At 72.0% G+C, this 22,889-nt stretch carries 22 protein-coding genes; 8 read left to right on the forward strand and 14 right to left on the reverse strand.

The window, feature by feature from the left end:
- Positions 1–5: 5 nt before the first annotated feature.
- On the forward strand, positions 6–863 hold the full coding sequence (locus P8A18_RS07700) for a deoxyribonuclease IV (RefSeq protein WP_306052961.1): 858 nt from the start codon (positions 6–8) through the stop codon (positions 861–863).
- A 30-nt stretch (positions 864–893) separates the two neighbouring features.
- Here the strand turns inward: P8A18_RS07700 and P8A18_RS07705 are convergent, their stop codons facing one another.
- On the reverse strand, positions 894–1,526 hold the full coding sequence (locus tag P8A18_RS07705; protein WP_306052963.1) for a sulfite oxidase-like oxidoreductase: 633 nt from the start codon (positions 1,524–1,526) through the stop codon (positions 894–896).
- A gap of 154 nt (positions 1,527–1,680) precedes the next feature.
- Here P8A18_RS07705 and bfr point away from each other — a divergent pair, with 154 nt between their 5' ends.
- A complete protein-coding gene (gene bfr, locus P8A18_RS07710) occupies positions 1,681–2,160 on the forward strand; it encodes a bacterioferritin (RefSeq protein ID WP_018555496.1) in 480 nt (159 codons plus the stop codon).
- Positions 2,161–2,184: 24 nt separating this feature from the next.
- Here bfr and P8A18_RS07715 read toward each other — a convergent pair whose 3' ends face one another.
- Both P8A18_RS07715 and P8A18_RS07720 read right to left on the reverse strand, forming a co-directional pair.
- Positions 2,185–2,454: a (2Fe-2S)-binding protein gene (locus P8A18_RS07715; protein ID WP_371933648.1), complete on the reverse strand. Its 270-nt coding sequence runs from the start codon at positions 2,452–2,454 to the stop codon at positions 2,185–2,187.
- A 163-nt stretch (positions 2,455–2,617) separates the two neighbouring features.
- Positions 2,618–3,964, reverse strand: coding sequence for a class II 3-deoxy-7-phosphoheptulonate synthase (locus P8A18_RS07720; RefSeq protein ID WP_306052968.1), 1,347 nt, complete (start codon positions 3,962–3,964; stop codon positions 2,618–2,620).
- Positions 3,965–4,121: 157 nt separating this feature from the next.
- Between P8A18_RS07720 and P8A18_RS07725 the strand changes: the two genes are divergently transcribed.
- From P8A18_RS07725 to P8A18_RS07730, 3 genes are all read left to right on the forward strand, one after another.
- Positions 4,122–6,914, forward strand: coding sequence for an N-acetylmuramoyl-L-alanine amidase (locus P8A18_RS07725; protein ID WP_306052969.1), 2,793 nt, complete (start codon positions 4,122–4,124; stop codon positions 6,912–6,914).
- 93 nt (positions 6,915–7,007) lie between these two features.
- On the forward strand, positions 7,008–7,064 hold the full coding sequence (locus P8A18_RS34275; RefSeq protein ID WP_073735655.1) for a trp operon leader peptide: 57 nt from the start codon (positions 7,008–7,010) through the stop codon (positions 7,062–7,064).
- Positions 7,065–7,164: 100 nt separating this feature from the next.
- The gene (locus tag P8A18_RS07730; RefSeq protein WP_306052971.1) at positions 7,165–9,078 is read left to right on the forward strand and encodes an anthranilate synthase family protein; all 1,914 of its coding nucleotides are present in this window, start codon (positions 7,165–7,167) and stop codon (positions 9,076–9,078) included.
- 28 nt (positions 9,079–9,106) lie between these two features.
- On the opposite strand, the gene P8A18_RS07735 is transcribed toward P8A18_RS07730, so the two are convergent.
- The 4 genes from P8A18_RS07735 to P8A18_RS07750 form a co-directional block, all read right to left on the reverse strand.
- Positions 9,107–10,111 (reverse strand): 2-hydroxyacid dehydrogenase, encoded by a 1,005-nt coding sequence (locus P8A18_RS07735; RefSeq protein WP_306060742.1) that lies wholly within the window; start codon positions 10,109–10,111, stop codon positions 9,107–9,109.
- 67 nt (positions 10,112–10,178) lie between these two features.
- Positions 10,179–10,871 carry a response regulator gene (locus tag P8A18_RS07740; protein ID WP_306052973.1) on the reverse strand — a complete coding sequence of 231 codons (693 nt, stop codon included), beginning with the start codon at positions 10,869–10,871 and terminating at the stop codon, positions 10,179–10,181.
- Positions 10,868–12,100 carry a MacS family sensor histidine kinase gene (gene macS / locus P8A18_RS07745; protein ID WP_306052975.1) on the reverse strand — a complete coding sequence of 411 codons (1,233 nt, stop codon included), beginning with the start codon at positions 12,098–12,100 and terminating at the stop codon, positions 10,868–10,870. Before macS ends, P8A18_RS07740 begins: the two co-directional genes overlap by 4 nt.
- A gap of 36 nt (positions 12,101–12,136) precedes the next feature.
- Positions 12,137–12,874 carry a lysophospholipid acyltransferase family protein gene (locus P8A18_RS07750; RefSeq protein ID WP_306060744.1) on the reverse strand — a complete coding sequence of 246 codons (738 nt, stop codon included), beginning with the start codon at positions 12,872–12,874 and terminating at the stop codon, positions 12,137–12,139.
- Between the two features lie 208 nt (positions 12,875–13,082).
- On the opposite strand from P8A18_RS07750, the gene P8A18_RS07755 reads away from it, so the two are divergent.
- Positions 13,083–13,859: an alpha/beta hydrolase gene (locus P8A18_RS07755; protein ID WP_306052977.1), complete on the forward strand. Its 777-nt coding sequence runs from the start codon at positions 13,083–13,085 to the stop codon at positions 13,857–13,859.
- Positions 13,852–14,544: a hypothetical protein gene (locus P8A18_RS07760; RefSeq protein WP_306052979.1), complete on the forward strand. Its 693-nt coding sequence runs from the start codon at positions 13,852–13,854 to the stop codon at positions 14,542–14,544. Before P8A18_RS07755 ends, P8A18_RS07760 begins: the two co-directional genes overlap by 8 nt.
- 10 nt (positions 14,545–14,554) lie before the next feature.
- On the opposite strand, the gene P8A18_RS07765 is transcribed toward P8A18_RS07760, so the two are convergent.
- The 6 genes from P8A18_RS07765 to P8A18_RS07790 all read right to left on the reverse strand — a co-directional run bounded on the left by P8A18_RS07765 (position 14,555) and on the right by P8A18_RS07790 (position 19,534).
- On the reverse strand, positions 14,555–15,316 hold the full coding sequence (locus P8A18_RS07765) for an endonuclease/exonuclease/phosphatase family protein (RefSeq protein WP_306052980.1): 762 nt from the start codon (positions 15,314–15,316) through the stop codon (positions 14,555–14,557).
- Positions 15,317–15,396: 80 nt separating this feature from the next.
- The gene (locus tag P8A18_RS07770; protein ID WP_018555484.1) at positions 15,397–16,338 is read right to left on the reverse strand and encodes an ROK family glucokinase; all 942 of its coding nucleotides are present in this window, start codon (positions 16,336–16,338) and stop codon (positions 15,397–15,399) included.
- A gap of 73 nt (positions 16,339–16,411) precedes the next feature.
- On the reverse strand, positions 16,412–16,870 hold the full coding sequence (locus P8A18_RS07775; protein WP_306052983.1) for a DUF5304 domain-containing protein: 459 nt from the start codon (positions 16,868–16,870) through the stop codon (positions 16,412–16,414).
- Between the two features lie 80 nt (positions 16,871–16,950).
- Positions 16,951–18,159, reverse strand: coding sequence for an ArsA family ATPase (locus P8A18_RS07780; RefSeq protein ID WP_306052985.1), 1,209 nt, complete (start codon positions 18,157–18,159; stop codon positions 16,951–16,953).
- A 4-nt stretch (positions 18,160–18,163) separates the two neighbouring features.
- On the reverse strand, positions 18,164–18,613 hold the full coding sequence (locus P8A18_RS07785) for an SRPBCC family protein (RefSeq protein ID WP_306052987.1): 450 nt from the start codon (positions 18,611–18,613) through the stop codon (positions 18,164–18,166).
- 117 nt (positions 18,614–18,730) lie between these two features.
- On the reverse strand, positions 18,731–19,534 hold the full coding sequence (locus P8A18_RS07790) for a metallophosphoesterase family protein (protein ID WP_306052989.1): 804 nt from the start codon (positions 19,532–19,534) through the stop codon (positions 18,731–18,733).
- A gap of 277 nt (positions 19,535–19,811) precedes the next feature.
- Here P8A18_RS07790 and P8A18_RS07795 point away from each other — a divergent pair, with 277 nt between their 5' ends.
- On the forward strand, positions 19,812–21,608 hold the full coding sequence (locus P8A18_RS07795) for an AMP-dependent synthetase/ligase (RefSeq protein WP_306052991.1): 1,797 nt from the start codon (positions 19,812–19,814) through the stop codon (positions 21,606–21,608).
- A gap of 76 nt (positions 21,609–21,684) precedes the next feature.
- Here the strand turns inward: P8A18_RS07795 and P8A18_RS07800 are convergent, their stop codons facing one another.
- Entirely contained in the window at positions 21,685–22,827 is a 1,143-nt protein-coding gene (locus P8A18_RS07800) for a glycosyltransferase family 4 protein (protein ID WP_306052993.1), read from the reverse strand.
- Between the last annotated feature and the right edge of the window lie 62 nt (positions 22,828–22,889).

Genomic DNA, 22,889 nt, shown 5'->3' on the forward strand with positions numbered 1-22,889 from the left:
TCCGCATGCGTAATCCTGTCGGCGGCCATGTGCCGGTGGCCGGCGGCCTCGCCAAGGTCGGCCTTCCGTACGCCCGCGAGATGGGCGCGGAGGCCGTCCAGGTCTTCGTCGCCAACCCGCGCGGCTGGGCCACCCCGGCCGGCAGCCCGGCGCAGGACGAGCTGTTCCGTGCCGGGTGCGCCGCCGCGTCCCTACCGGCGTACGTACACGCCCCGTACCTGATCAACTTCGGCTCGCACACCCCGGCCACGGTGGAGCGGTCCGTCCAGTCGCTGCGCCACTCGCTGCGCCGGGCCCGCGAGATCGGCGCTCTGGGCGTCGTGGTGCACACCGGGTCGGCGACCGGCGGGCGTCCCCGCGAGGAGGCCCTGGCCCAGGTGCGCACGTACCTGCGGCCGCTGCTGGACGAGCTGACGCACGACGACGACCCGTTCCTGCTGCTGGAGTCGACCGCCGGCCAGGGCTCCTCGCTCTGCTCGCGGACCTGGGACTTCGGCCCGTACTTCGAGGCGCTGGACGCGCACCCGAAGCTCGGTGTCTGCCTGGACACCTGCCACATCTTCGCGGCGGGGCACGACCTCGCGGGCCCCGGCGGCATGAAGGAGACGCTGGACCTGCTGGTGGAGACGGTCGGCGAGGGCCGGCTGAAGCTGATCCACGCCAATGACTCCAAGGACGTCAGCGGCGCCCACAAGGACCGGCACGAGAACATCGGGGCGGGTCACATCGGCGAGGAGCCGTTCCGCGAGCTGTTCACGCATCCCGCCACCGAGAAAGTCCCCCTGGTCATCGAGACCCCGGGCGGCAAGGAGGGACACGCCGCCGACGTGGCCCGGCTCCAGGCGCTGCGCGACGGGAACTGACCGGGCGGGGGCGCGGACGCCACGCCCGGGTCAGAGCTCGGGGCCGTCCTCCGGCTCCTCCTGGTAGGAGTAGCGCTGTTCCTTCCAGGGATCGCCGACGTTGTGATAGCCGCGCTCCTCCCAGAAGCCCCGGCGGTCCGCGGTCATGTACTCGATGCCCCGGACCCATTTCGGGCCCTTCCAGGCGTACAGGTGCGGCACGACGAGCCGGAGCGGGAAGCCGTGCTCGGCGGTGAGCAGTTCACCGCCCTTGTGGGTGGCGAAAAGGGTCCGGTCGGAGATGAAATCGTCGAGCCGGAGATTCGAACTGAATCCGTACTCGGCCCACACCATCACATGGGTGACCTGAGGGGCGGGCGGCGCGAGAGCCACGACATCGCGGGCGAGCACGCCGCCCCATTCGGCTCCGAGCATGCTGAATTTCGTCACGCAATGCAGATCGGCGACGACCGAGGAGAACGGCAGCGCCGAGAATTCCTCGTGGTTCCAGCAGTGCTTGTCGCCGTCGGCAGTGGCGCCGAAAACGCGGAACTCCCAGCGGTCGGGCTTGAACTTGGGCACCGGTCCGTAGTGGGTGACCGGCCATCCGCGCTGCAGTCGCTGGCCCGGCGGAAGCTCGGACTGCTCTGATGCGCGGTGTTCCCGGCTTTCCGGCTGACCCATGCCTCCATGGTGACAGACAGGCGGGGGTGGTCGTGACCAGGGCGGAGTCGATTGGGGCAACTCGTACTAAGCGTGCACTTACTGGACGACCACCGGGTGCGATGCGAGGATGCGGCCAACTTGCCCAGTTCACCGGTTGGAAGGAGCCTCTGCGATGCAGGGCGACCCCGAGGTCATCGAGTTCCTCAACGAACAGCTGACCGCCGAATTGACTGCCATCAATCAGTACTTCCTGCACGCGAAGATGCAGGACAACTTCGGCTGGACGAAGCTCGCGAAATACACGCGCTCGGAGTCCTTCGACGAGATGAAGCACGCCGAGATCCTGACCGACCGCATTCTCTTTCTCGACGGCCTGCCGAACTATCAGCGGCTCTTCCACGTGCGCGTGGGCCAGACGGTCACCGAGATGTTCCAGGCGGACCGGCAGGTGGAGGTGGAGGCGATCGACCGCCTCAAGCGCGGTATCGAGCTGATGCGCGCCAAGGGCGACATCACGTCGGCGAACATCTTCGAGTCGATCCTCGCGGACGAGGAGCACCACATCGACTATCTCGACACGCAGCTGGACCTGGTCGAGAAGCTCGGTGAGCCGCTGTACATCGCCCAGCTGATCGAGCAGCCGGACAGCTGACCGCGCGGCGCGGCCGGGCGGCGCTCAGGCCGCTTCGGGAAGCCCGGAAGCCGGTTCGGGGAGGGGCGCGGGAACGGCGGCGGTGGCAGGCGTCTGCTTCCGGTCGAGCAGTTCGCGGCGCGGGCAGGCGCCGCGGCCGAGCATCGCCTGAATCGTGCGCACGCAGCCGCCGCAGTCCGTGCCCGCCTTGCAGGCGGAGGCGATCTGGCGGGGTGTGCAGGCGCCGGCTGCCGCATGGTCCTTGACCTGCTGCTCCGTAACGCCGAAGCACGAGCAGACGTACACGCGGTTCACCTCCCGGCGGGGACGGGTCTTGGGCGCCGCCCCGATAATCGGTGAGGCTAACCTAACCTTACCCGTCGCCCCGGGGTGGCAAAAGCCCGTGAACGCCCTGTGGGGCACGGATCACATGCGATCCGTGCCCCACAGTCGTACGGGTGCTACCTGCCGTGACGGCTCACTGGTCGCGGTACATCTCGGCGACCAGGAACGCCAGGTCGAGCGACTGGCTGCGGTTGAGCCGGGGGTCGCACGCCGTCTCGTAGCGCTGGTGGAGGTCGTCCACGAAGATCTCGTGGCCGCCACCGACGCACTCGGTGACGTCGTCGCCGGTCAGCTCGACGTGGATGCCGCCCGGGTGCGTGCCGAGGCCCTTGTGCACCTCGAAGAAGCCCTTGACCTCGTCCAGGACGTCGTCGAAGCGGCGCGTCTTGTGGCCGGAGGCCGCCTCGAAGGTGTTGCCGTGCATCGGGTCGGTCACCCAGGCCACGGTGGCACCGGACGCGGTGACCTTCTCGACCAGCTCCGGCAGCTTGTCGCGGACCTTGTCGGCGCCCATCCGGACGATGAAGGTCAGCCGGCCGGGCTCGCGGTCGGGGTCGAGGCGCTCGACGTAGCCGAGGGCCTCGTCGACGGTGGTCGTCGGGCCGAGCTTGATGCCGATGGGGTTGCGGATCTTCGAGGCGAACTCGATGTGCGCCCCGTCCATCTGGCGGGTGCGCTCACCGATCCACACCATGTGGCCCGAGGTGTCGTACAGCCGTTCGGTACGCGAGTCGGTGCGGGTCAGCGCCGTCTCGTAGTCCAGCAGCAGCGCCTCGTGCGAGGCGTAGAACTCGACGGCCTTGAACTCGGCCGGGTCGGTGCCGCACGCCTTCATGAAGTTCAGCGCGTTGTCGATCTCGCGGGCCAGGGCCTCGTAGCGCTGGCCGGAGGGCGAGGACTTCACGAAGTCCTGGTTCCAGGCGTGCACCTGGCGCAGGTCCGCGTAACCGCCGGTGGTGAAGGCGCGGACGAGGTTCAGCGTGGAGGCGGAGGCGTGGTACATCCGCTTCAGCCGGTCCGGGTCGGGGACCCGCTCGGCCTCGGTGAAGGCGAAGCCGTTGACGGAGTCGCCGCGGTAGGTCGGCAGCGTCACGCCGTCGCGGGTCTCGGTCGGCTTGGAGCGCGGCTTGGAGTACTGGCCGGCGATCCGGCCGACCTTGACGACGGGCACGGAGGCCGCGTAGGTCAGGACGGCGCTCATCTGGAGCAGCGTCTTCAGCTTCGCCCGGATGTGCTCGGCCGACACGGCGTCGAAGGCCTCGGCGCAGTCGCCGCCCTGCAACAGGAACGCCTCGCCCTTGGCGACGGCTCCCATACGGGCACGCAGCTGGTCGCACTCACCGGCGAAGACGAGCGGCGGATACGACGCGAGGTCCGCGAGTACATCGCGCAGGGCCTCGGAGTCGGGGTACTCGGGCTGCTGCGCCGCGGGAAGGTCTCGCCAGGTGTTGCCACCGGCGACGGAGGTATTGGCGTTCACGGTCACGGCTCCCACATTACGGGTTCGCGTCCACTGCTTTTCCGGTTGCTCAGTGACTGAGACGGACGTCTCGGCGCGGCACGCGCGGGGCGCGGCGGAGCTGCCTGCTAGCCTCACACTTTTCAGCGTTGAACAAGTGGACAACAGGGGTGGGGACTTGAAGCGGAATCACCGTAGGGACCTCCGGAAGAAACGGCTGCTGTTCGCCGCCGGTGCCGCTGTCGTCGCCACCGCGACGATCAGCACCCTGGCCATCGCCTCCCAGGACCCCGGGTCCACGGACGCGAAGCCGGCATCGCCCTCCGCGGTGCTCCAGGCCCAGTTCGAGAACGCGGCTCGCGAGTTCGACGTGCCGCAGAGCGTCCTGATGGCGGTCTCCTACCGGCAGACGCTGTGGGAGAGCCACGACGGCGAGCCGAGCACCAGCGGCGCGTACAACGTCATGGGGCTGACCCGGGTGACGGCGCAGGACGTCGTCCAGCCGGACTCCGAGGAGCGCGTCGCGCACTTCAACGCGAGCGACAGCCCCGAGGTCGAACGGAAGTACGACGCCGCCAAGGCCGTGAGCACCCTGCCGAAGGAGGCCGTCGACACCAGCGACCCCCGGCTGCACACGCTGGACAAGGCCGCCGGGCTGATCGGCACCGGCATCGACGCGGTCCGCGACAGTACGGAGCAGAGCATCCGCGCGGGTGCGGCGCTGCTGGCGGAGTACCAGCGGGACGCGACCGGCTCGCTGCCGGACGACCCGGGCGGCTGGTACGCCGCGGTGGCCAGGTACAGCCAGTCCCCGGACAAGAAGGGGGCCGACCTCTTCGCCGAGCGGGTCTTCGAGTCGATCAGGACCGGCGAGCAGCAGGTCACGTCCGACGGCCAGCAGGTCGTCCTGGCCGCCGACCCCTCGGTGGAGCCGGTCGAGCCGTCGAAGCTCTCCCTCGCCGCGGCGCCCGCGAGCCCGGCCGCGGCCGCGGCCGTGACGCCGGAGTGCCCCTCGGGCCTGAACTGCAACTTCATCCCGGCCGAGGACCCGAAGAACGGCGCGCGCAACTACAGCCTGGCCAACCGGGCCAACGGCGGGTTCGACATCCGCCAGATCGTCATCCACGACACCGAGGGCGGCTACCAGGGTTCGCTGGACACCTTCCGCAACTCGGCGAGCGGGGCGAGTGCCCACTACCTGATCCGCGCCTCGGACGGCCTGGTCACCCAGCTGGTCGAGAACAAGAACCTGGCGTGGCACGCGGGCAACTGGTCGATGAACATGCACTCGATCGGCGTGGAGCACGAGGGCTACGCGATCAAGTCGGGCAGCTGGTACACGGAGCCGCAGTACGAATCCTCCGCCGCCCTGGTGAAGTTCCTGGCCGGCAAGTACGGCGTCCCGCTCGACCGTGAGCACATCGTCGGCCACGACGAGGTGCCCGGGTCGCTGGACGGCGATGTCGGCGGGATGCACTGGGACGCGGGCCCGTTCTGGGACTGGAACCACTACATGGCACTCATGGGTGCCCCGACCGGGGCCGAGGGCGCCGGCGGCCCGGTCAAGGCCGGCCAGGTGGTCCGGGTCGTTCCCCCGTTCACCACCGCCAACCAGCCGGAGCTGACGTACGGCGGCGCCAACGTCGCCAAGCAGCCGGCGAACTTCGGCTACCTCTACACCTCGCCCTCCACGTCCGGGGCGAAGATCGTCGACCCGTACATGCCGAACGTGAAGGCGACCGACGGCCCGAACTGGGGCAACAAGGTCGTCGCCGGCGGTGAGTACGTCGTCGCCGAGGCCAAGGCCGACTGGACCGCGATCTGGTACGGCGGACAGAAGGCGTGGTTCTCGAACCCCGGCGGCCAGTTCACCGCACGCGTCGGCGGCCAGGCCCCGGCCGTGATCAAGCTGAAGGACGGCGCCACGGCCCGGCTCTACGGCCGCACCTTCCCGGAGGCCGCGGCCTACGAGGGAACGGGCGCCGACGCACCGACGGACAACCCCGACCACCTGACGAAGTACAAGCTGCCCGCCGGGCAGGCGTACGTGCGGGCCGGGGCGGACGTCCGGGGCGACGACTACTTCGGCTCCTCGCAGACCCGGGTCGTGGGCACCACGCTCTACACCCCGATCCGCTACAACCACCGCATCGCGTGGGTGAAGGCGAGCGACGTCCAGCAGGCGAGCAGCACCGTTCCGGATGCCGGGACCGACCGGTACGACATGATCGGCCGGGACAGCGCCGGACGCATCTGGCAGTACCAGGGCACCGGCAGCGCCTCCTCGCCGTACTACCGCCGCTACCAGGCGGGCTACGGCTGGGGCAGCTACACGGCGATCACCGCCATGACCGCGCTGCGGGCGGACGGCACGGGTGACTTCGTGGCCCGCGACAAGGACGGGGTGCTCTGGTACTACCGGGGCAGCGGCAACCCGGACAAGCCGTACATGGCCCGGCTCAAGGTCGGCAGCGGCTGGAACCAGTACGACAGCCTGACCGGCATGCGCGACCTCGACGGTGACGGCAAGGCCGACCTGATCGCCCGCAACGCCGCCGGCGTGATCTATTTCTACAAGGGCACCGGCGAACCGTCGAAGCCCTTCCTGCCCAAGGCCCAGATCGGCACCGGCTGGCAGATCTACGACGCGATCGTCTCCACCGGCGACCTGAACGGTGACGGCAAGGCGGACTTCGTGGCCCGGGACAAGTCCGGGGTGCTGTGGATCTACACGGGCACCGGCTCGGCCGCCTCCCCGTACGACAAGCGGGTGCGGATCGGCACGGGCTGGGGCAAGTACAAGCTGCTGCTCGGACCGAGCGACCTGGACCGTGACGGCCGGGGCGACCTGGTCGCCGTGGACGGTTCCGGGAACTTCTGGTTCTACCGCTCCACCGGCAGCGTGACGGCTCCGTTCGCGACGAAGTCGCAGGTCGGGACCGGGTGGCAGATCTACGACACCCTGTTCTAGTCAACCGGACGCCCCTTGACGACGGGGCCCGCCGCCACCCGGCCGGGTGGCGGCGGGCCCCGTCGTCGTACGGCGTGGGCTAAGGTACGGGGCATGTTCGCGCACTCGACCCGTAACTGGTGGTGGACCGCTCATCCGGCGGCCCACTGATTCGCGCGTACACACCGACGCAGAGGCCGCCCGAGGGGCGGCCTTTTCCGTGTCCGCGGGCCGTTCCTCCCAGCTGATTCCCCTGGAAGGAACCGACCCCATGAACCTCGACAGACTCCTGAGCGACGACTGCCCGCCCTTCGCCCTGCTGCGCAGGCGCACCCCCGGCCACGACCACGACACGGTCGAGGTGCTGATCGGCCGGGTCCACGAGGTGGACCGGCTGGCCGAGATCCCCGTCGGCGAGCGGCCGTCGCTGGCGCTGGTGCCGTTCCGGCAGATCGCGGAGCGCGGCTTCGACGTACGCGACGACGGGACGCCGCTGTCGGTCCTGGTGGCCGACGAGTCGTACACGATGCCCCTGGACGAGGCGCTCGATCAGCTTCCGCGCCATGAAGTGCGGGTGGAGAACGGGGCGTTCGACGTCACCGACGAGGAGTACGCCGGGACCGTGCGGCGGGTGATCGAGGACGAGATCGGCCGGGGCGAGGGGGCGAACTTCGTGATCCGGCGGACCTTCCGGGGGGAGATCCCGGGGTTCGGCCGGGCGGACGCGCTGGCCCTGTTCCGGCGGCTGCTGGCCGGGGAGCGGGGGGCGTACTGGACGTTCGTCGTGCACACGGGAGGCGGCGAGCCCGAAGGGCACTCCTCATCGGGGCGGCGGGCGACGGGCGGGCGGACGCTGGTCGGCGCGAGCCCCGAGGTGCATGTGCGGATGTCCGGCGGGACCGTCGTGATGAACCCCATCAGCGGCACCTACCGCTACCCCGCCGAGGGGCCGAGCGCCGAGAGCCTGCTCGCCTTCCTCGGCGACCGCAAGGAGACCGAGGAGCTCTCCATGGTGGTCGACGAGGAGCTCAAGATGATGTGCACGGTCGGCGACATGGGCGGGGTGGTGATCGGCCCGCGCCTCAAGGAGATGGCCCATCTCGCCCACACCGAGTACGAGTTGCGCGGCCGGTCCTCGCTGGACGTGCGGGAGGTGCTGAAGGAGACGATGTTCGCGGCGACCGTCACCGGCTCCCCCGTGCAGAACGCCTGCCGGGTCATCGAGCGGTACGAGGACGGCGGGCGCGGCTACTACGCGGGCGCGCTGGCCCTGCTGCACCGGGCGCCCGACGGGACGCAGACCCTGGACTCGCCGATCCTGATCCGGACCGCCGACATCGCGTCCGACGGCGGGCTGCGGGTGCCGGTCGGCGCGACGCTGGTGCGCCACTCCGACCCGGAGGGCGAGGTCGCCGAGACCCATGCGAAGGCGGCCGGGGTGCTGGCGGCGCTGGGCGTGCGGCCGGCCCGGCCCGAGGCGGAGGGGGCGCGGCCCCGGCTGGCCGCCGACCCGCGGGTGCGGGCGGCGCTGGACTCCCGGCGGGACGGGCTCGCCCCGTTCTGGCTGCGGATGCAGGAACGCTCCGGCCAACGCCTGGGCCACGCGCTGGTGGTGGACGGGGAGGACACGTTCACCGCGATGCTGGGGCACCTGCTGCGCGCCGCGGGGCTCGATGTCACCGTGCGCCGGTACGACGAGCCGGGGCTGCGCGAGGCCGTGCGGGCGCACGCCGGGCCCGTGGTGCTCGGCCCCGGCCCGGGGAATCCTGGCAACGCGGCCGACCCGAAGATGCGGCTGCTGCGCGCGATGGCCGCCGAGCTGGTGCGGGAGCACCGGCACGGGCTGCTCGGGGTGTGCCTGGGCCATGAGCTGATCGCGGCGGAACTGGGCCTGGAGATCGTCCGCAAGGCGGTGCCGTACCAGGGTGCGCAGACCCGTATCGATCTGTTCGGGCGGCCGGAGACGGTCGGCTTCTACAACAGCTTCACCGCGCGCTGCGACGGAGCGGGGGCGGCCGCGCTGGCGGCGCGGGGCATCGAAGCGAGCCGGGACGCGGAGAGCGGGGAGCTGCACGCGCTGCGCGGGGGCGGGTTCGCCTCGGTGCAGTTCCACCCGGAGTCGGTGCTGACGCTGCGCGGGTCCGAGATCGTGACCGAGCTGCTGGCCGGGCTCCCGGTGGGCTGAGGCGCGGCCCCGGGTCCTGGGAGGGGGGTCAGGACCCGGGGCGCGCGGGCACCAGGACGTTGTCGCCGCGGCGGCCGGCCAGGTAGTCGTCGACGTTCTGGACGGTGGCGTCGATGATCTGGCCCACCGCGTCCTCGGTGTAGTACGCCTGGTGCGAGGTGACGATGACGTTCGGGAAGGTGACGAGCCGGGCCAGCGTGTCGTCGTCCACGCCCTCCAGGGACTTGTCGAGGAAGAAGAGCCCGGCCTCCGCCTCGTACACATCGAGCCCGACGCCCAGGAACCGGCCCGCGCGCAGCTCACCGACGAGGGCCGAGGTGTCGATGAGGCCGCCGCGGCTGGAGTTGACCAGGATCGCGTCGTCCTTCATGCGGGCGAGGGCGGCCTTGTCGATGAGGTGGTGGGTCGAGGGCAGCAGCGGTACGTGCAGGCTGATCACGTCCGCCTCGGCGAGCAGCTGCTCCTTGTCGACGTAGCGCATGCCCAGCTCGGCGCAGGCCGGGTTCTCGGCGACGTCCCAGCCGAGCAGCTCCATACCGAAGCCGTGGGCGATCCGGGTGAAGGCCTCGCCGATCTTGCCCGTGCCGATGACGCCGGCCGTGCGGCCGTGCATGTCGCGGCCGAGGAGCCCGTCGAGGCGGAAGTCGAAGTCGCGGGTGCGGCCGGCGGCCCGGATCACCCGGCGGTTGACCGCCATGGCGAGTGTCCAGGCGAATTCGGCGACCGAGTAGGGGGAGTAGGAGGAGACCCGGGAGACGCGCAGGGCGAGGCGTTCGGCGACGTCCAGGTCGATGTTGTTGAAGCCGGTGGAGCGCTGGGCGATCATCTGCGTGCCGCCGGCCGCGAGGGTCTGCAGGACGCCGCCGCCCAGGTCGGCGTTGACGCTGGTGGAGATGATCTCGTAGCCGGCCGCGATGGGCGCGGTGTCCCGGTTCAGGAAGACGTCCAGGCACCGGACGTCGTGCTTGCCCGCGAAGGCCTTCTCGATCAGCGGCTTCTCGTCGGACTGCACTCCGAAGGCCAGGATCTCCACGACGTCTCCCCTGCTCTGTGCGCGGCCGGTCATCGCGAATATACGGCCGCGGACCCGGCCCCGCCGCTCAGGCGTCGTCCAGACCGCGCTCTATGGCGTACCGCACCAGCTCGACCCTGTTGTGCAGCTGGAGCTTGCCCAGGGTGTTCTGGACGTGGTTCTGGACGGTGCGGTGCGAGATGACGAGCCGCTCGGCGATCTGCTTGTACGAGAGCCCCTTGGCCACCAGCCGCAGCACCTCGGTCTCCCGCTCGGTGAGCTCGGGGGCCTTCGGCTCGTCGGAGGCGGCCGGGGCCGGTTCGGAGGCCAGCCTGCGGTACTCGCCGAGCACCAGACCGGCGAGGCCCGGCGTGAAGACGGCGTCGCCCGCGGCGGTGCGGCGGACCGCGTCGGTCAGCTCCTGGGTGCTCGCCGACTTCATCAGGTAGCCGGTGGCGCCGGACTTGACCGCCTCCAGGACGTCGGCGTGCTCACCGCTGGCGGAGAGCACCAGGACCCGCAGGCCGGGCTGCGCGCCGACGAGGGTCTTGCAGACCTGGACCCCGGGCATGCCGGGCAGGTTGAGGTCGAGGACCAGGACCTCGGGGGTGACGGCTCCGGCCCGGCGGACGGCCTGCGGCCCGTCGCCGGCGGTCGCCACCACGTCGAAGCCCGCCTCGGCGAGGTCCCGGGCGACGGCGTCGCGCCACATCGGGTGGTCGTCGACCACCATCACCCTGATCGTCCGCTGCCCGGTGCCCTCTTCGTGTGTCGCGCTCATCGGACCGAACCCGCCTTCCCCCGTGAAACCTTCGGAACCTTCAATTCGACTTCGGTGCCCTGGCCGGGCACCGAGATCACCTCTGCCGTACCGCCCAGGTCGCGCAGCCGCCCGCGGATCGACAGGGCGACGCCGAGCCGCCCTTCGCCCTCGGCCTGCGCGAGGCGCCCCTCGGGGATGCCTGGGCCGTCGTCCCGGACCGTCACGATCACCTCGTGCGGCCAGTCCTCCAGCAGGATCCACGCCTGGGCGTTCTCCCCCGCGTGCGCCCGGACATTGTCCAGGGCCGCGCCGACGGCCGCCGCCAGTTCCGCCGCCGCCGGGGCGGGCAGCAGCACCGGGGCGCCCGGCTCCGCGAAGCTGACCCGGGAACCGGCGTGCGGGGCGAGCAGCGTACGCAGATCGCGCTCGCCGCCGTCCGCGTCGCCCGGCTCGTCGTCGTCCGTGTCGACGGTGCGGACGACGGCGCCCTCGGAGACGTCCTCGGAGACCCGGGTCGGGGGCACCAGGCCGCTGGAGACCAGGGTGCGCAGGGCGACCTCCTGCTCCCCGGCCATCCGGCCCAGCTCCGCGGCCTCCCCGCCGAGCGCGGCGCCGCGCCGCTGCACCATCGCGAGGACCTGGAGCACGCCGTCGTGGATGTCCCGGGCCAGCCGCTCCCGTTCGCGCGTGGCGGCCTCGATCTCCAGGGCGCGGGCGAGGGTGCGCTCACTGGCGCGGGCGACCTCCACGACGTACCCGATGGCGATGGAGGCGACCCAGACCAGCATCACGTTGTGCAGGGTGTCGCGGCTGGGCTCGCCGCGCTCGATGAGGTTGGCGACGGCGACGAGGCTGGAGGCGAAGCCGGCCCAGCGCCAGCCGCCCTTGATCGCGAAGGCCAGGACGGAGCCCGCGGTCCAGATGGACGGCAGGGTCGGTCCGTCGACGTGCTGGGCCTGGAGGTCGGCGAGCGGGGTGACGATGATGCCGGTGAGGGCGATGGCCAGGTCGGCGCCGAGGAAGCGTCTGGTGCAGGCGGCGGCGCTGCCCACCTTGGGCAGGGTGGCGAGCGTCCAGACGGACATCAGCGACAGGAAGGTGATCGCTATCCAGGGCCGTTCGTAGTCGTGCCGGGCGAAGGCGGCGAGCAGGACCGCGTAGAGCATCGTCAGGACGCGGTACGCCGACAGGGCACGCCACAGCGGCTGCTCGACCGACATCCGTACCACGCGTACGCGCTTGACCATGCTGTCCTCCCCCACCCCCGGCGGACCGGTGCGCCCTCAGGCGCCGTCGCGGTCCGCCTCCGTGCCCGACGGTGTCCTCTTCGCGGCTTCGGTCCGCCGCTTGGCCTCGTCGGCGATCTGCCGCTTGGCCGCGGTCGCGTAGATGTCGACGTACTCCTGGCCCGAGAGCTTCATGATCTCGTACATCACCTCGTCGGTGACGGAGCGCAGGATGAAGCGGTCGCCCTCCATGCCGTGGTAGCGGCTGAAGTCGAGCGGCTTGCCGATGCGGATGCCGGGGCGCATCAGCTTCGGCATCACCTGGCCGGGCGGCTGGATCTTCTCCGTGTCGATCATCGCGACGGGGACGACCGGCGCCCCGGTGGCGAGCGCGACCCGGGCGAGCCCGCCGGGCTTGCCCCGGTAGAGCCGGCCGTCGGGCGAGCGGGTGCCCTCCGGGTAGATGCCGAAGAGGCCGCCGCTCTCGATGACCTCGATGCCCGCCCGGATCGCCGCCTCGCCGGCGCCGCGCGCGCCGGAGCGGTCCACGGGGAGCTGGCCGACGCCCTTGAAGAACGCGGCGGTGAGCTTGCCCTTGACGCCGGGCGCGGTGAAGTACTCGGCCTTCGCGATGAAGGTGACCTTGCGGTCCAGGACGGCAGGCAGGAAGAAGGAGTCGGAGAACGACAGATGGTTGCTGGCGAGGATCGCGGGCCCCCGCTCGGGGATGTTCTCCAGGCCCTCCACCCACGGCCTGAAGGCGAGCTTCAGGGACCCGCCGATGGAGAACTTCATAGCGCCGTAGATCAACTCGGGTGCCTCCTGTGTGCTGTCCGACAGACCTTAACCCGCCGTGTCCCGTCTTCCCTCCTGGCACGGACGGGGTGCCCGCGCCCCGGCCGGTGACGGCCCTGGTCGGTGTCGGCCCGGTCGCGTACGGTGAAGTAATCCTTCCGCACTCCCCCCTTTCGCTCCCCGCGAGCCTCACGAACAGGAGATCTTGGTGCCGGTCCTTCCCGGAGCCGAGCCGTTCCGCCACGAGGGCGGAGAGGTCGGCGTCCTCCTCTGTCACGGATTCACCGGTTCCCCGCAGTCGCTGCGCCCCTGGGCCGGGTATCTGGCCGAGCAGGGCCTGACGGTCTCGCTCCCGCTGCTGCCCGGACACGGCACCCGCTGGCAGGACATGCAGGTGACCGGGTGGCAGGACTGGTACGCGGAGGTGGACCGGGAGCTGCGCGGACTGCTGGAGCGCTGCGCGCGGGTGTTCGTCTTCGGGCTCTCCATGGGTGGTGCGCTGGCGCTGCGGCTGGCGGCGAAGCACGGGGACGCGGTCAGTGGCCTGGTCCTCGTCAACCCGGCCAACAAGGTGCACGGTCTGGCGGCCCACGCGCTGCCGGTGGTCCGCCATCTGGTGCCCACGACGAAGGGGCTGGTCAGCGACATCGCGTTGCGGGGTTCGAAGGAGGTGGGCTACGACCGGGTGCCGCTGCACGCGGCGCATTCGGTGCGTACGTTCTTCCGGCTGGTCGACGGCGATCTGCCCCAGGTGACCCAGCCGCTCCTGCTGCTGCACAGCCCGCAGGACCATGTGGTGCCGCCCGCCGACTCGGCCCGCGTCCTGAGCCGGGTCTCCTCGACGGATGTCCGGGAGATCCTGCTGGAACAGAGCTACCACGTGGCGACGTTGGACCATGATGCGAAGCGGATCTTCGAGGAGAGCCATGCGTTCATCGACCGCCTCGCTCCGAGTCTGAAGAAGGGGGGCACGTCCAGTGGCTGAGCACGACGCGGAACGCGCGGGCAGCGACGAGGAGCGCGAGCCGATCGCCGCCGAGGGGGCGGCGGCCGACGGCGGTGGCGCCGCGGTGTCCGACGCCCCGGCCGCACCGGCCGGCGGCGAGGTGGAGAAGCCGATCGACGAGGAGGCCGCCTGGCAGGCCATCGTCGCGGGGTACGGACAGGAGCCGCCGGACCCGCCGGGTTCGCGGCCGTTCCGTTCGATCGAGGACCTGGCTCTGCCGGGCGATGGGCCGCTGACCGCACTCGACCCGGACAAGGGCTTCGGCAAGAAGCCGCCCAAGCCGGAGCCCGAACCGGACCCGCCGCTCGGCAGCTCCGTGGTGTTCGCGCCCGGCGTCGGCCCGCGCGACTACACGCCGGCCGACCCGGACGCCCCCACCGGCTCCGGCCCCGGCTCCGGCCCGGACGACAGCGACGAGGGGCATTTCGTGCCGCCGGAGCCGCCGCCGCTGCCGGAGGCCGATGTCACGGCGAAGTTCGCCTGGCTCGCGGTGGTCGGCGGGCCGGTGCTGATGCTGCTCGCGGTGCTGCTGTCCTGGGAGATGACGTGGTGGCTGACGACGGTCTGCGTCGGCGGCTTCCTGGGCGGCTTCGTGACGCTGGTGGCGCGGATGGAGTCCGACGACGAGGACAACGACGACCCCGGCCGCGGCGCGGTGGTCTGAGCCGGACGGCTCAGACGGCCCGCGCCGCGGGCACCCGCAGCGCGGCCAGCACCGGCAGGTGGTCGGTCGCCGCCCGCAGGTCGGCGTCGCGTACACCGGGCAGCCCGCTCGGGACCCCGCAGCCGAGCACCTCGATGCCGTCGGACGCGAAGACGGCATCGAGCCGCCGGCGCGGGTCGTGCGCGGGGAAGGTGTACTCGCCGCCCTGCGGCCGCACCTCCCAGCAGTCCTGGTAGCGCCCGGCCAGCCGCCGGAAGGACCGCCCGCTCGGTACGTCGTTGAGGTCGCCCGCGACGACGGCGTGCTCCACGTCCAACGCGTCCACGGTCTCCACCAGCCGCTCCGCCTGGGCCAGCCGCTCCTGCCGCTGGAGGCTCAGGTGGCAGCTCACCACCCCGAGCCGGGCGCCCGCGAACCGGACCACGGCGGTGGCGAAGCCCCGGCGGTGCAGCCCCGGGGTGCGCGGCAGCAGGATGTCATCGGTGCGTTCCACCGTGGCCCGCAGCGAACACAGCAGCAGCGGCCCGGCGGCGGTGGCGCCCCCGCCGAGGACCACCAGGTCGGTGGCGGCGGCGAGCCGGGCGGCGTACTTGCGCCAGCGGAAGAACCGCGGCGCCTCCTGGACGAGCACCAGGTCGGGGGCGCAGGCGCGGACGACCCGGGCGAGGACCGCGCGGTCGTCGCGCATCGACCGGATGTTGTAGCTGAGCACTCTGATGACGGCGGTGCCGTCCTGCTCGGTGCGGGAATCGGGCAGCGACATCGTGGCCATGCCGCTCACGATATGCCGGACGCCCGCCGCTCCCCGAAGGGGCGCGACGGGCGTCCGGTGTTTCGCTGCGTGCGGGCCGCTCAGCCCTGGCGGGCCAGGTCCGCCGCGCCCACGAGCCCTGCCTTGCCGCCCAGTTGGGCCGCGAGCACCTGGGCGTGCGGGCGCCACTCGCCGCCGATCAGCCAGCGCCGGAACGACTTGCGGATCGGGTCGAGGACCAACTCGCCCTCGTCCGACACGCCGCCGCCGACGATGAACGCGGACGGGTCGAACAGCGAGGCGAGGTCGGCCAGTCCGGAGCCGGCCCAGCGGGCCAGCTCGCGGAACGAGTCGACGGCCACCGGGCAGCCCTGGCGGGCGGCCTCGCTGATGTGCTTGCCCTCGATGCCCTCGACGGTGCCGTCACCGAGCGCCAGCAGGATCGTGGCGTTCTCCGGGGTGGCGTTGGCACGCTGCTTCGCGTACCTGACGAGCGCGCGGCCGGAGGCGTACTGCTCCCAGCAGCCCTGGCTGCCGCAGCCGCAGAGCAGGCCGTCCGGGACGACCCGGATGTGGCCGAACTCGGCGGCCACGCCGAAGCGTCCGCGGCGCAGCTTGTTGCCGATGATGATGCCGCCGCCGAGGCCGGTGCCCAGCGTGATGCAGATGACGTCGTCGTGGCCCTGGCCGGCACCGAAGCGGTATTCGCCCCAGGCCGCCGCGTTGGCGTCGTTCTCGACGACCACGGGGAGGCCGACGCGCTGTTCGACCTTGTCCTTGAGCGGCTCGTGGCGCCAGTTGATGTTGGGTGCGAACAGCACCGTGGCCCGCTTGTCGTCGACGTATCCGGCAGCGCCGATACCGACCGCTTCGACCGGGTGCCCCTCGCTCGCGCCGGACACCGCCGCCGCGATCGCGTCCACGATGCCTTCGGCCGTCGGCGGGGTCGACACCTTGAAGGTCGAGAGGATCTGGCCCTCTTCGTCGACCACTCCAGCTGCGATCTTCGTGCCGCCGATATCGACGCCGATGGTGAGTCCCATGAATCCCTCAGTTTCGGTCGAGCCCCGCTGAGCCAACCGTACCCGAGGCCGGGCCTCCTCCTGTCGGCGCCGGTCAGTCCAGGTCGATGTGCTCGCCGGCTCCGGGCCCCTCGTCGCGGGGGTCGGAGGGGTCGTCCGCCTTCTTTTCCGTGCCCGCGGGGTCGCCCGCGCCCTGGGTCCAGCGGCCCTCCTGGCTCTGGACCGCCGAGCGGTAGGCGGCGAGCAGTTCGCTTCCGGCCGCCGCGATGTGATCGAAAACGTCCGGATTGCGCTCGATGACGGGCTCGACGGCGGCCTTGGCCTGCTGGATGGCCTGCTGCACGGCGCCCTGGGCGGCGAGGCCGAGCAGGGGCGTCTGGAGCGACCCGAGCTTGTCGGCCACGGCGTCCACCAGCTTGCGCAGCTCCTCGGCGGCGGAGCCGGGCGGCGGGCCGTACGCGGCGCGGCGGCGGGCCTTCTCGGCGGCGAGGTCCTCGGCGCAGGCCTGGGCCCACGCGTCGTCGTCGACGGGACGATCGGTGGCTTCGCTCATGGCGGACTCCTGCGACATGGATGGCCGGCCCGGCATTCCGGACACGTACCTTCGACGGTACCCGAACGGTGGTACGCCGTTCAGCTCGTCCGGGGCCACAGTGCGGGGTCGGGGGTGAAACGGACCCGCAGCACCCCGTCGGTGAGCGCCGCGCCGGTCACGGTGCAGCGGCGCAGCGCGGGCTCCAGGGGCACGATGCGGTGGAACGGACCGACGGTCAGGAGGAGTTCGCCGCCGCGCCGGACGAGCTGGAGGTCCTTCTTGACGGCGCCGGGCAGCCGCAGGCACCAGACGAGTATCCCGTCGCCCTCCGGCTCTCCGGGGGCGCCGGCCTCCTCGATCCACCAGGGGGCCTCGGCCCTGCCGCCCTCGCCACCGGTCGCGGGGACGGTCGGCGCGCCGTCCGGCCCGGCGAGGGCCAGGAGGTCGTCGGGGCCCTGCGGGTCGCGGCCGAGGTGTGCCACCCGGACCGGGGCGGGCCCCTCCTCGCCCCAGTGGCCGAGGGTCTTCTCCTGCTGGGCGGCGAGCGCGGCGAAGAACGGGTCCGACGAGTGGCCGGGGAGCACCCGGTTGGCCACCAGGGCTTCGGTGCGCAGGCCGTACAGGGCGAGTCCGGTGCGGGCGGTGCGCAGGGCGTCCTCGGCGGCCGGGCCCGGTTCGGCGACCAGCCACAGGGTGGTGGCACGGTCCTCGATCAGCGCCTGGACCTGGGCCAGCTCGGCATCGCGCCGGGCCGCGGCCTCGTACAGCCACTGGGCCGGCATGGGCACACCGGCCAGCTGGGCGAGCATCGGGCGCAGGGCGCGGGCGGCCTGGCGTTCCTGGGGCAGCAGCCGGCGCAGGTAGCGGCGCAGCTGCTCGGGCAGGGCGAGCAGGGCGAGGGCCTCGCGCAGGGGCGGCAGGTCGACGACGAGGAGGTCGTACGCCTCGTGGGACCAGTCGCCGTGGGTGGCGCGGCGCAGTGCGTGCAGGAGGGCGAGTTCGGCGCTGCCGGGGAGTTCGGTCAGCTCCTCGGCGTCCAGCGGGTTGCCGCCGAGCAGTTCGAGCACCCCGGACAACTGCTCCTGGAGGGTGACCAGTTCGCCGCGGAAGTGGGCGCCGGAGTCGAGCCGGACGGACCACAGCCCCTCGGTGACCGGGGCGGGCGCGGTGGTGGCGGGGAAGCCGGGTATGGGGTCGGCGGAGATCAGCAGGGTGCGGGCGCCGTCGCGGGCGGCGGCCAGCGCGGTCGCCGCGGCGAGCGTGGTACGGCCTGCTCCGCCGGGGCCGGTGACCAGGACCGTACGCACGGGCTCAGCCCTTCGGGACGGACTCGACGCGCTTCTTGAGGCCGGCGAGCGCCCGGTCGATGATGACCTTCTCGGCCTTGCGCTTGATCATGCCGAGCATCGGGATCTTGACGTCGACGGTGAGCCGGTAGGTGACCTCGGTGCGGTCGCCGTCGCCGAGCGGCGCGAGCGCGTAGGAGCCGTCGATGGCGCGGAGCATCTGCGACTTGACCAGGGTCCAGCTGACCTCGTAGTCGCCGATCCAGGTGTAGGCGAGGGTGTGGTCGTCCTTGATCGCGCCGGCGTCGAGGACGAGGCGGACCTGCTCGGCGCGGCCGCGCTCGTCGGTGCCGATGACCTCGGCCTCCTTGACCTCGCCGGTCCATTCCGGATAGCGGTCGAAGTCGGCGATCACATCCATGACGTCGGCCGGTGCCGCCTCGATCGTGATCGTCGAGCTGGTGTGTTCAGCCATCGCTGTGGCCCTCCAGTGCGGTGTACCGGTACGTCGGCAGAGGCCTGCCGCCAGAAGGCTATCGCGTGGACCCGGCGGCCCGTCCCAGGGTCGGGCCCGGGAGGCCGGCCCGGCGGCTCACCACTCCAGTGCCCAGGGCCGGCCGGTGGAGGCGAAGTGGCCGACGTTCACGCACTCGGTGGCGCCGACGCGCATCCGGCGGACCAGCGGCTGGTGGACATGGCCGAAAAGCGCGTAGCGCGGGCGGGTGCGGTGGATGGCGTCGAGCAGGGCCCGGCTGCCCCGCTCGAAGCGGCGCGCGACGGTGTCGTAGACCAGCTCCGGCACCTCGGGCGGGATGTGGGTGCAGAGCACGTCGACCTCGCCGATCGCCTCGATCTTCGCGGCGTACTCCTCGTCGCCGATCTCGTACGGGGTGCGCATCGGGGTGCGCAGGCCGCCGCCGACGAAGCCGAAGACCCGGCCGCCGATCTCGACCCGCTCGCCGTCCAGGACGGTGGTGCCGGGGCCGGCGTACTCGGGCCACAGGGCGGGGACGTCGACGTTGCCGTAGGTGGCGTAGGTCGGGGTGGGCAGGGCGGCGAACATCTCCGCGTACTGCCTGCGCACCGCCCCGGTGATCGCGGCGTCGCGGTCCATGCCCTGCCACAGGGCGCGGCCGAAGTCGCGGGCCTCGTCGAAGCGGCGGGCGGTGCGCAGGGCGACGATCCGGTCGGCGTTCTCGACGCCGAAGAGGTCGGGGAAGATGCCGCGCGAGTGGTCGGCGTAGTCGAGGAACAGGATCAGGTCGCCCAGGCAGACCAGAGCGTCGGCGCCGTCCCCGGCGCGGGCCAGCGCCTCGGTGTTGCCGTGCACGTCGCTGACCACGTGGACGCGGGTGCGCCGCCCGGCGGCCTCCCGGCCGTTCACTCCTGCTCGCATGCGGATCAGCCTAGGACGACCGCTCTCACCTGGGTAGAGGCCCCGGACCTGCGGTTACTTCCGGGTGTGCGCGCGGGTGGACTACTGTGCGCGAAAGAACGACCGATATGTGTGACGCATAAGACATCTGGCCGGAACCCCCTATCCGGAACCGAGTACTGGTGGGTAACGTCCGGGCAGTCCAGTCGTGCTCACCCCACTGAGCACCCGCCATCTTGGACCGCGCCGGTGCATCACACAGAGCCGTGGCACCGGAGCCCGATGAGGAGCAGCAGTCTTGCGCGAGTTCAGCCTTCCGGCCCTGTACGAGGTTCCCTCGGACGGCAACCTGACGGATCTCATCCGCCGCAATGCCGCTCAGCATCCCGATGTCGCGGTGATGAGCCGCAAAGTGGCCGGTGTCTGGACCGACGTCACCGCCACCCAGTTCCTGGCCGAGGTCCGGACGGCCGCCAAGGGCCTGATCGCCGCGGGCGTCGAGCCCGGCGACCGGGTCGCCCTGATGTCCCGCACCCGGTACGAGTGGGTGCTGCTGGACTTCGCGATCTGGAGCGCGGGCGCGGTCACCGTCCCGGTCTACGAGACCAGCTCCCCCGAGCAGGTGCAGTGGATCCTCGGTGACTCGGGGGCCGTCGCGGTCCTGGTGGAGAGCGACGCGCACGCCGAGGCCGTCGCCGCCGTGCACGACCGGCTGCCGGAGCTGCGCCACGTCTGGCAGATCGAGAAGGGCGCCGTCGACGCGCTCCGGACGGGGGGCGCGGAGGTCTCCGAGGAGACCGTCGACCTGCGCAGCGCCGCCGCCGGCGCCGACGACCCGGCCACCATCGTCTACACCTCGGGCACCACGGGCCGCCCCAAGGGCTGTGTGCTGACGCACCGCAGCTTCTTCGCGGAGTGCGGCAACGTGGTGGAGCGGCTCAAGCCCCTCTTCCGGACCGGCGAGTGCTCCGTCCTGCTCTTCCTGCCCGCCGCCCATGTCTTCGGCCGCCTGGTCGAGGTGGCCTCGGTGATGGCCCCGATCAAGCTCGGCTGCGTACCGGACATCAAGAACCTCACCGACGAGCTGGCCGCGTTCCGGCCGACGCTGATCCTCGGTGTGCCGCGCGTCTTCGAGAAGGTCTACAACGCGGCGCGCGCCAAGGCGCAGGCCGACGGCAAGGGCAAGATCTTCGACCGGGCCGCGAACACGGCGATCGCCTACAGCCGCGCGCTGGGCACCCCGCAGGGCCCGTCGATGGGCCTGAAGGTCAGGCACAAGGTCTTCGACCGGCTGGTCTACGGCAAGCTGCGGGCCGTACTCGGCGGGCGCGGCGAGTACGCGATCTCCGGCGGCGCCCCGCTCGGCGAGCGGCTCGGCCACTTCTACCGGGGCATCGGCTTCACCGTCCTGGAGGGCTACGGCCTGACCGAGACGTGCGCGGCGACCGCCTTCAACCCGTGGGACCGGCAGAAGATCGGTACGGTCGGCCAGCCGCTGCCCGGCTCCGTGGTGCGGATCGCCGACGACGGCGAGGTGCTGCTGCACGGCGAGCACCTGTTCTCCGGCTACTGGAACAACGAGGCGGCGACGGCCGAGGCGCTGGCCGACGGCTGGTTCCACACCGGGGACATCGGCACCCTGGACGAGGACGGCTACCTCGCGATCACCGGCCGCAAGAAGGAGATCATCGTCACGGCCGGCGGCAAGAACGTCGCCCCCGCCGTCATCGAGGACCGCATCCGCGGCCACGCCCTGGTGGCGGAGTGCATGGTGGTCGGCGACGGCCGCCCGTTCGTCGGCGCGCTGGTGACGCTGGACGAGGAGTTCCTGGGGCACTGGGCCGAGGAGCACGGCAAGCCGGCCGGCTCGACCGCCCTGTCGCTGCGCGAGGACCCGGAGCTGCTGGCCGAGGTGCAGCGCGCGGTGGACGACGGGAACGCGGCGGTCTCCAAGGCGGAGTCCGTACGCAAGTTCCGCGTCCTGGGCGCCCAGTTCACGGAGGAGGCGGGCCACATCACGCCCTCGCTGAAGCTGAAGCGGAACGTGGTGGCGAAGGACTTCGCGGACGAGGTGGAGTCGCTCTACCGCTCGTGAACACGTGAGTTCGTGAGCGCCTGAGCACGTGACGCGTACGGGCCCGCACCGCTTCCGGTGCGGGCCCGTCCCCGTGTCAGAGCAGCTCCTTGAGCCTCTGCGCCAGCAGGTCCCAGCGCCACTTCTCCTCGACCCAGGCCCGGCCCCGCTCCCCCATCCGCCGACGCAGCTCCGCGTCGCCGAGCAGCGCGTTGATCCGCTCCGCCGCCTCGTCGGCCGAGCCGCCGCGCACCACCCAGCCCGTCTCGCCGTCGAGCACGGCGTCCGGGGCACCGCCCGAGTCGCCCGCCACCACCGGCAGCCCGGTCGCGGACGCCTCCAGGTAGACGATGCCCAGCCCCTCCACGTCGAGGCCGCCGCGCCGGGTCCTGCACGGCATCGCGAAGACGTCACCGGCCCCGTAGTGCGCGGGCAGCTCCGCCCAGGGCACGGGACCGGTGAACCGCACGGAGTCCGCCACACCGGTGCGCGCGGCGAGCTTGCGCAGCTGCCCCTCGTAGGGCCCGCCGCCCACGATCAGCAGGACCGCCTCCGGCTGCTCGGCCAGGATCGCGGGCATCGCGAGGATCAGGGTGTCCTGGCCCTTGCGGGGCACCAGCCGGGACACGCAGACCACGACCGGCCGGTCGGTGAGCCCGAGCCGGGCCCGCACGAGGTCGCCGCCGGAGTCCGGGTGGAAGGTCTTCTCGTCGACGCCCGGCGGCAGCTGGACCATGCGGGCGGCGGCGGCCGGGGTGAGCGCGGCGGCGATCCGGGAGCGGGTGTACTCGCCGAGGTAGGTGAGCGTGTCGGTGCCCTCGCCGATGCGCCGCAGCAGCCGCCGGGACGCGGGCAGCTGGGCCCAGCCGGCCTCGTGGCCGTGTGTGGTGGCGACCAGCCGCCTGGCGCCCGCCTCGCGCAGCGCCGGGCCCATCAGCCCGAGCGGGGCGGCGGCCCCGAACCAGACGGACGAGCAGCCGTGGCCGCGCAGCAGCTCGGTGGCGCGCCGGGTCACGCGCGGGGTCGGCAGCAGCATCGTCGTACGGTCGCGGACCACTGTGAAGGGCTGCTCCGCGTCGAAGGCGGCGGTGGCGGACTCGCCCTCGGCCCCCCGCTTCCAGGTGGAGGCGTAGACGACGACCCGGTCGGGGTCCAGCCGCAGCGCCATGTTGTGCAGGAACGCCTGGATGCCCCCGGGGCGGGGCGGGAAATCATTGGTCACGATCAAGGTCTTGTCCATCGCCGCCGACAGTACCGGCCCGGCCCTGCCTGATGGCCCGCGCACAGCCCGGACGGGCATCA

The sequence above is a fragment of the Streptomyces sp. Mut1 genome (assembly GCF_030719295.1).
GTDB lineage: Bacteria > Actinomycetota > Actinomycetes > Streptomycetales > Streptomycetaceae > Streptomyces > Streptomyces castrisilvae.

What these genes read in the sequence shown, in the direction of transcription:
- P8A18_RS07750 (WP_306060744.1), bottom strand. Translation starts at nt 12,874, where the DNA reads ATGAAGTTCTCCATCGGCGGGTCCCTGAAGCTCGCCTTCAGGCCGTGG.
- P8A18_RS07730 (WP_306052971.1), top strand. Translation starts at nt 7,165, where the DNA reads ATGAACCTCGACAGACTCCTGAGCGACGACTGCCCGCCCTTCGCCCTG.
- P8A18_RS07790 (WP_306052989.1), bottom strand. Translation starts at nt 19,534, where the DNA reads ATGCGAGCAGGAGTGAACGGCCGGGAGGCCGCCGGGCGGCGCACCCGC.
- P8A18_RS07775 (WP_306052983.1), bottom strand. Translation starts at nt 16,870, where the DNA reads ATGAGCGAAGCCACCGATCGTCCCGTCGACGACGACGCGTGGGCCCAG.
- P8A18_RS07765 (WP_306052980.1), bottom strand. Translation starts at nt 15,316, where the DNA reads ATGGCCACGATGTCGCTGCCCGATTCCCGCACCGAGCAGGACGGCACC.
- P8A18_RS07785 (WP_306052987.1), bottom strand. Translation starts at nt 18,613, where the DNA reads ATGGCTGAACACACCAGCTCGACGATCACGATCGAGGCGGCACCGGCC.
- macS (WP_306052975.1), bottom strand. Translation starts at nt 12,100, where the DNA reads ATGGTCAAGCGCGTACGCGTGGTACGGATGTCGGTCGAGCAGCCGCTG.
- P8A18_RS07770 (WP_018555484.1), bottom strand. Translation starts at nt 16,338, where the DNA reads ATGGGACTCACCATCGGCGTCGATATCGGCGGCACGAAGATCGCAGCT.
- P8A18_RS07700 (WP_306052961.1), top strand. Translation starts at nt 6, where the DNA reads ATGCGTAATCCTGTCGGCGGCCATGTGCCGGTGGCCGGCGGCCTCGCC.
- bfr (WP_018555496.1), top strand. Translation starts at nt 1,681, where the DNA reads ATGCAGGGCGACCCCGAGGTCATCGAGTTCCTCAACGAACAGCTGACC.
- P8A18_RS07800 (WP_306052993.1), bottom strand. Translation starts at nt 22,827, where the DNA reads ATGGACAAGACCTTGATCGTGACCAATGATTTCCCGCCCCGCCCCGGG.
- P8A18_RS07705 (WP_306052963.1), bottom strand. Translation starts at nt 1,526, where the DNA reads ATGGGTCAGCCGGAAAGCCGGGAACACCGCGCATCAGAGCAGTCCGAG.
- P8A18_RS07740 (WP_306052973.1), bottom strand. Translation starts at nt 10,871, where the DNA reads ATGAGCGCGACACACGAAGAGGGCACCGGGCAGCGGACGATCAGGGTG.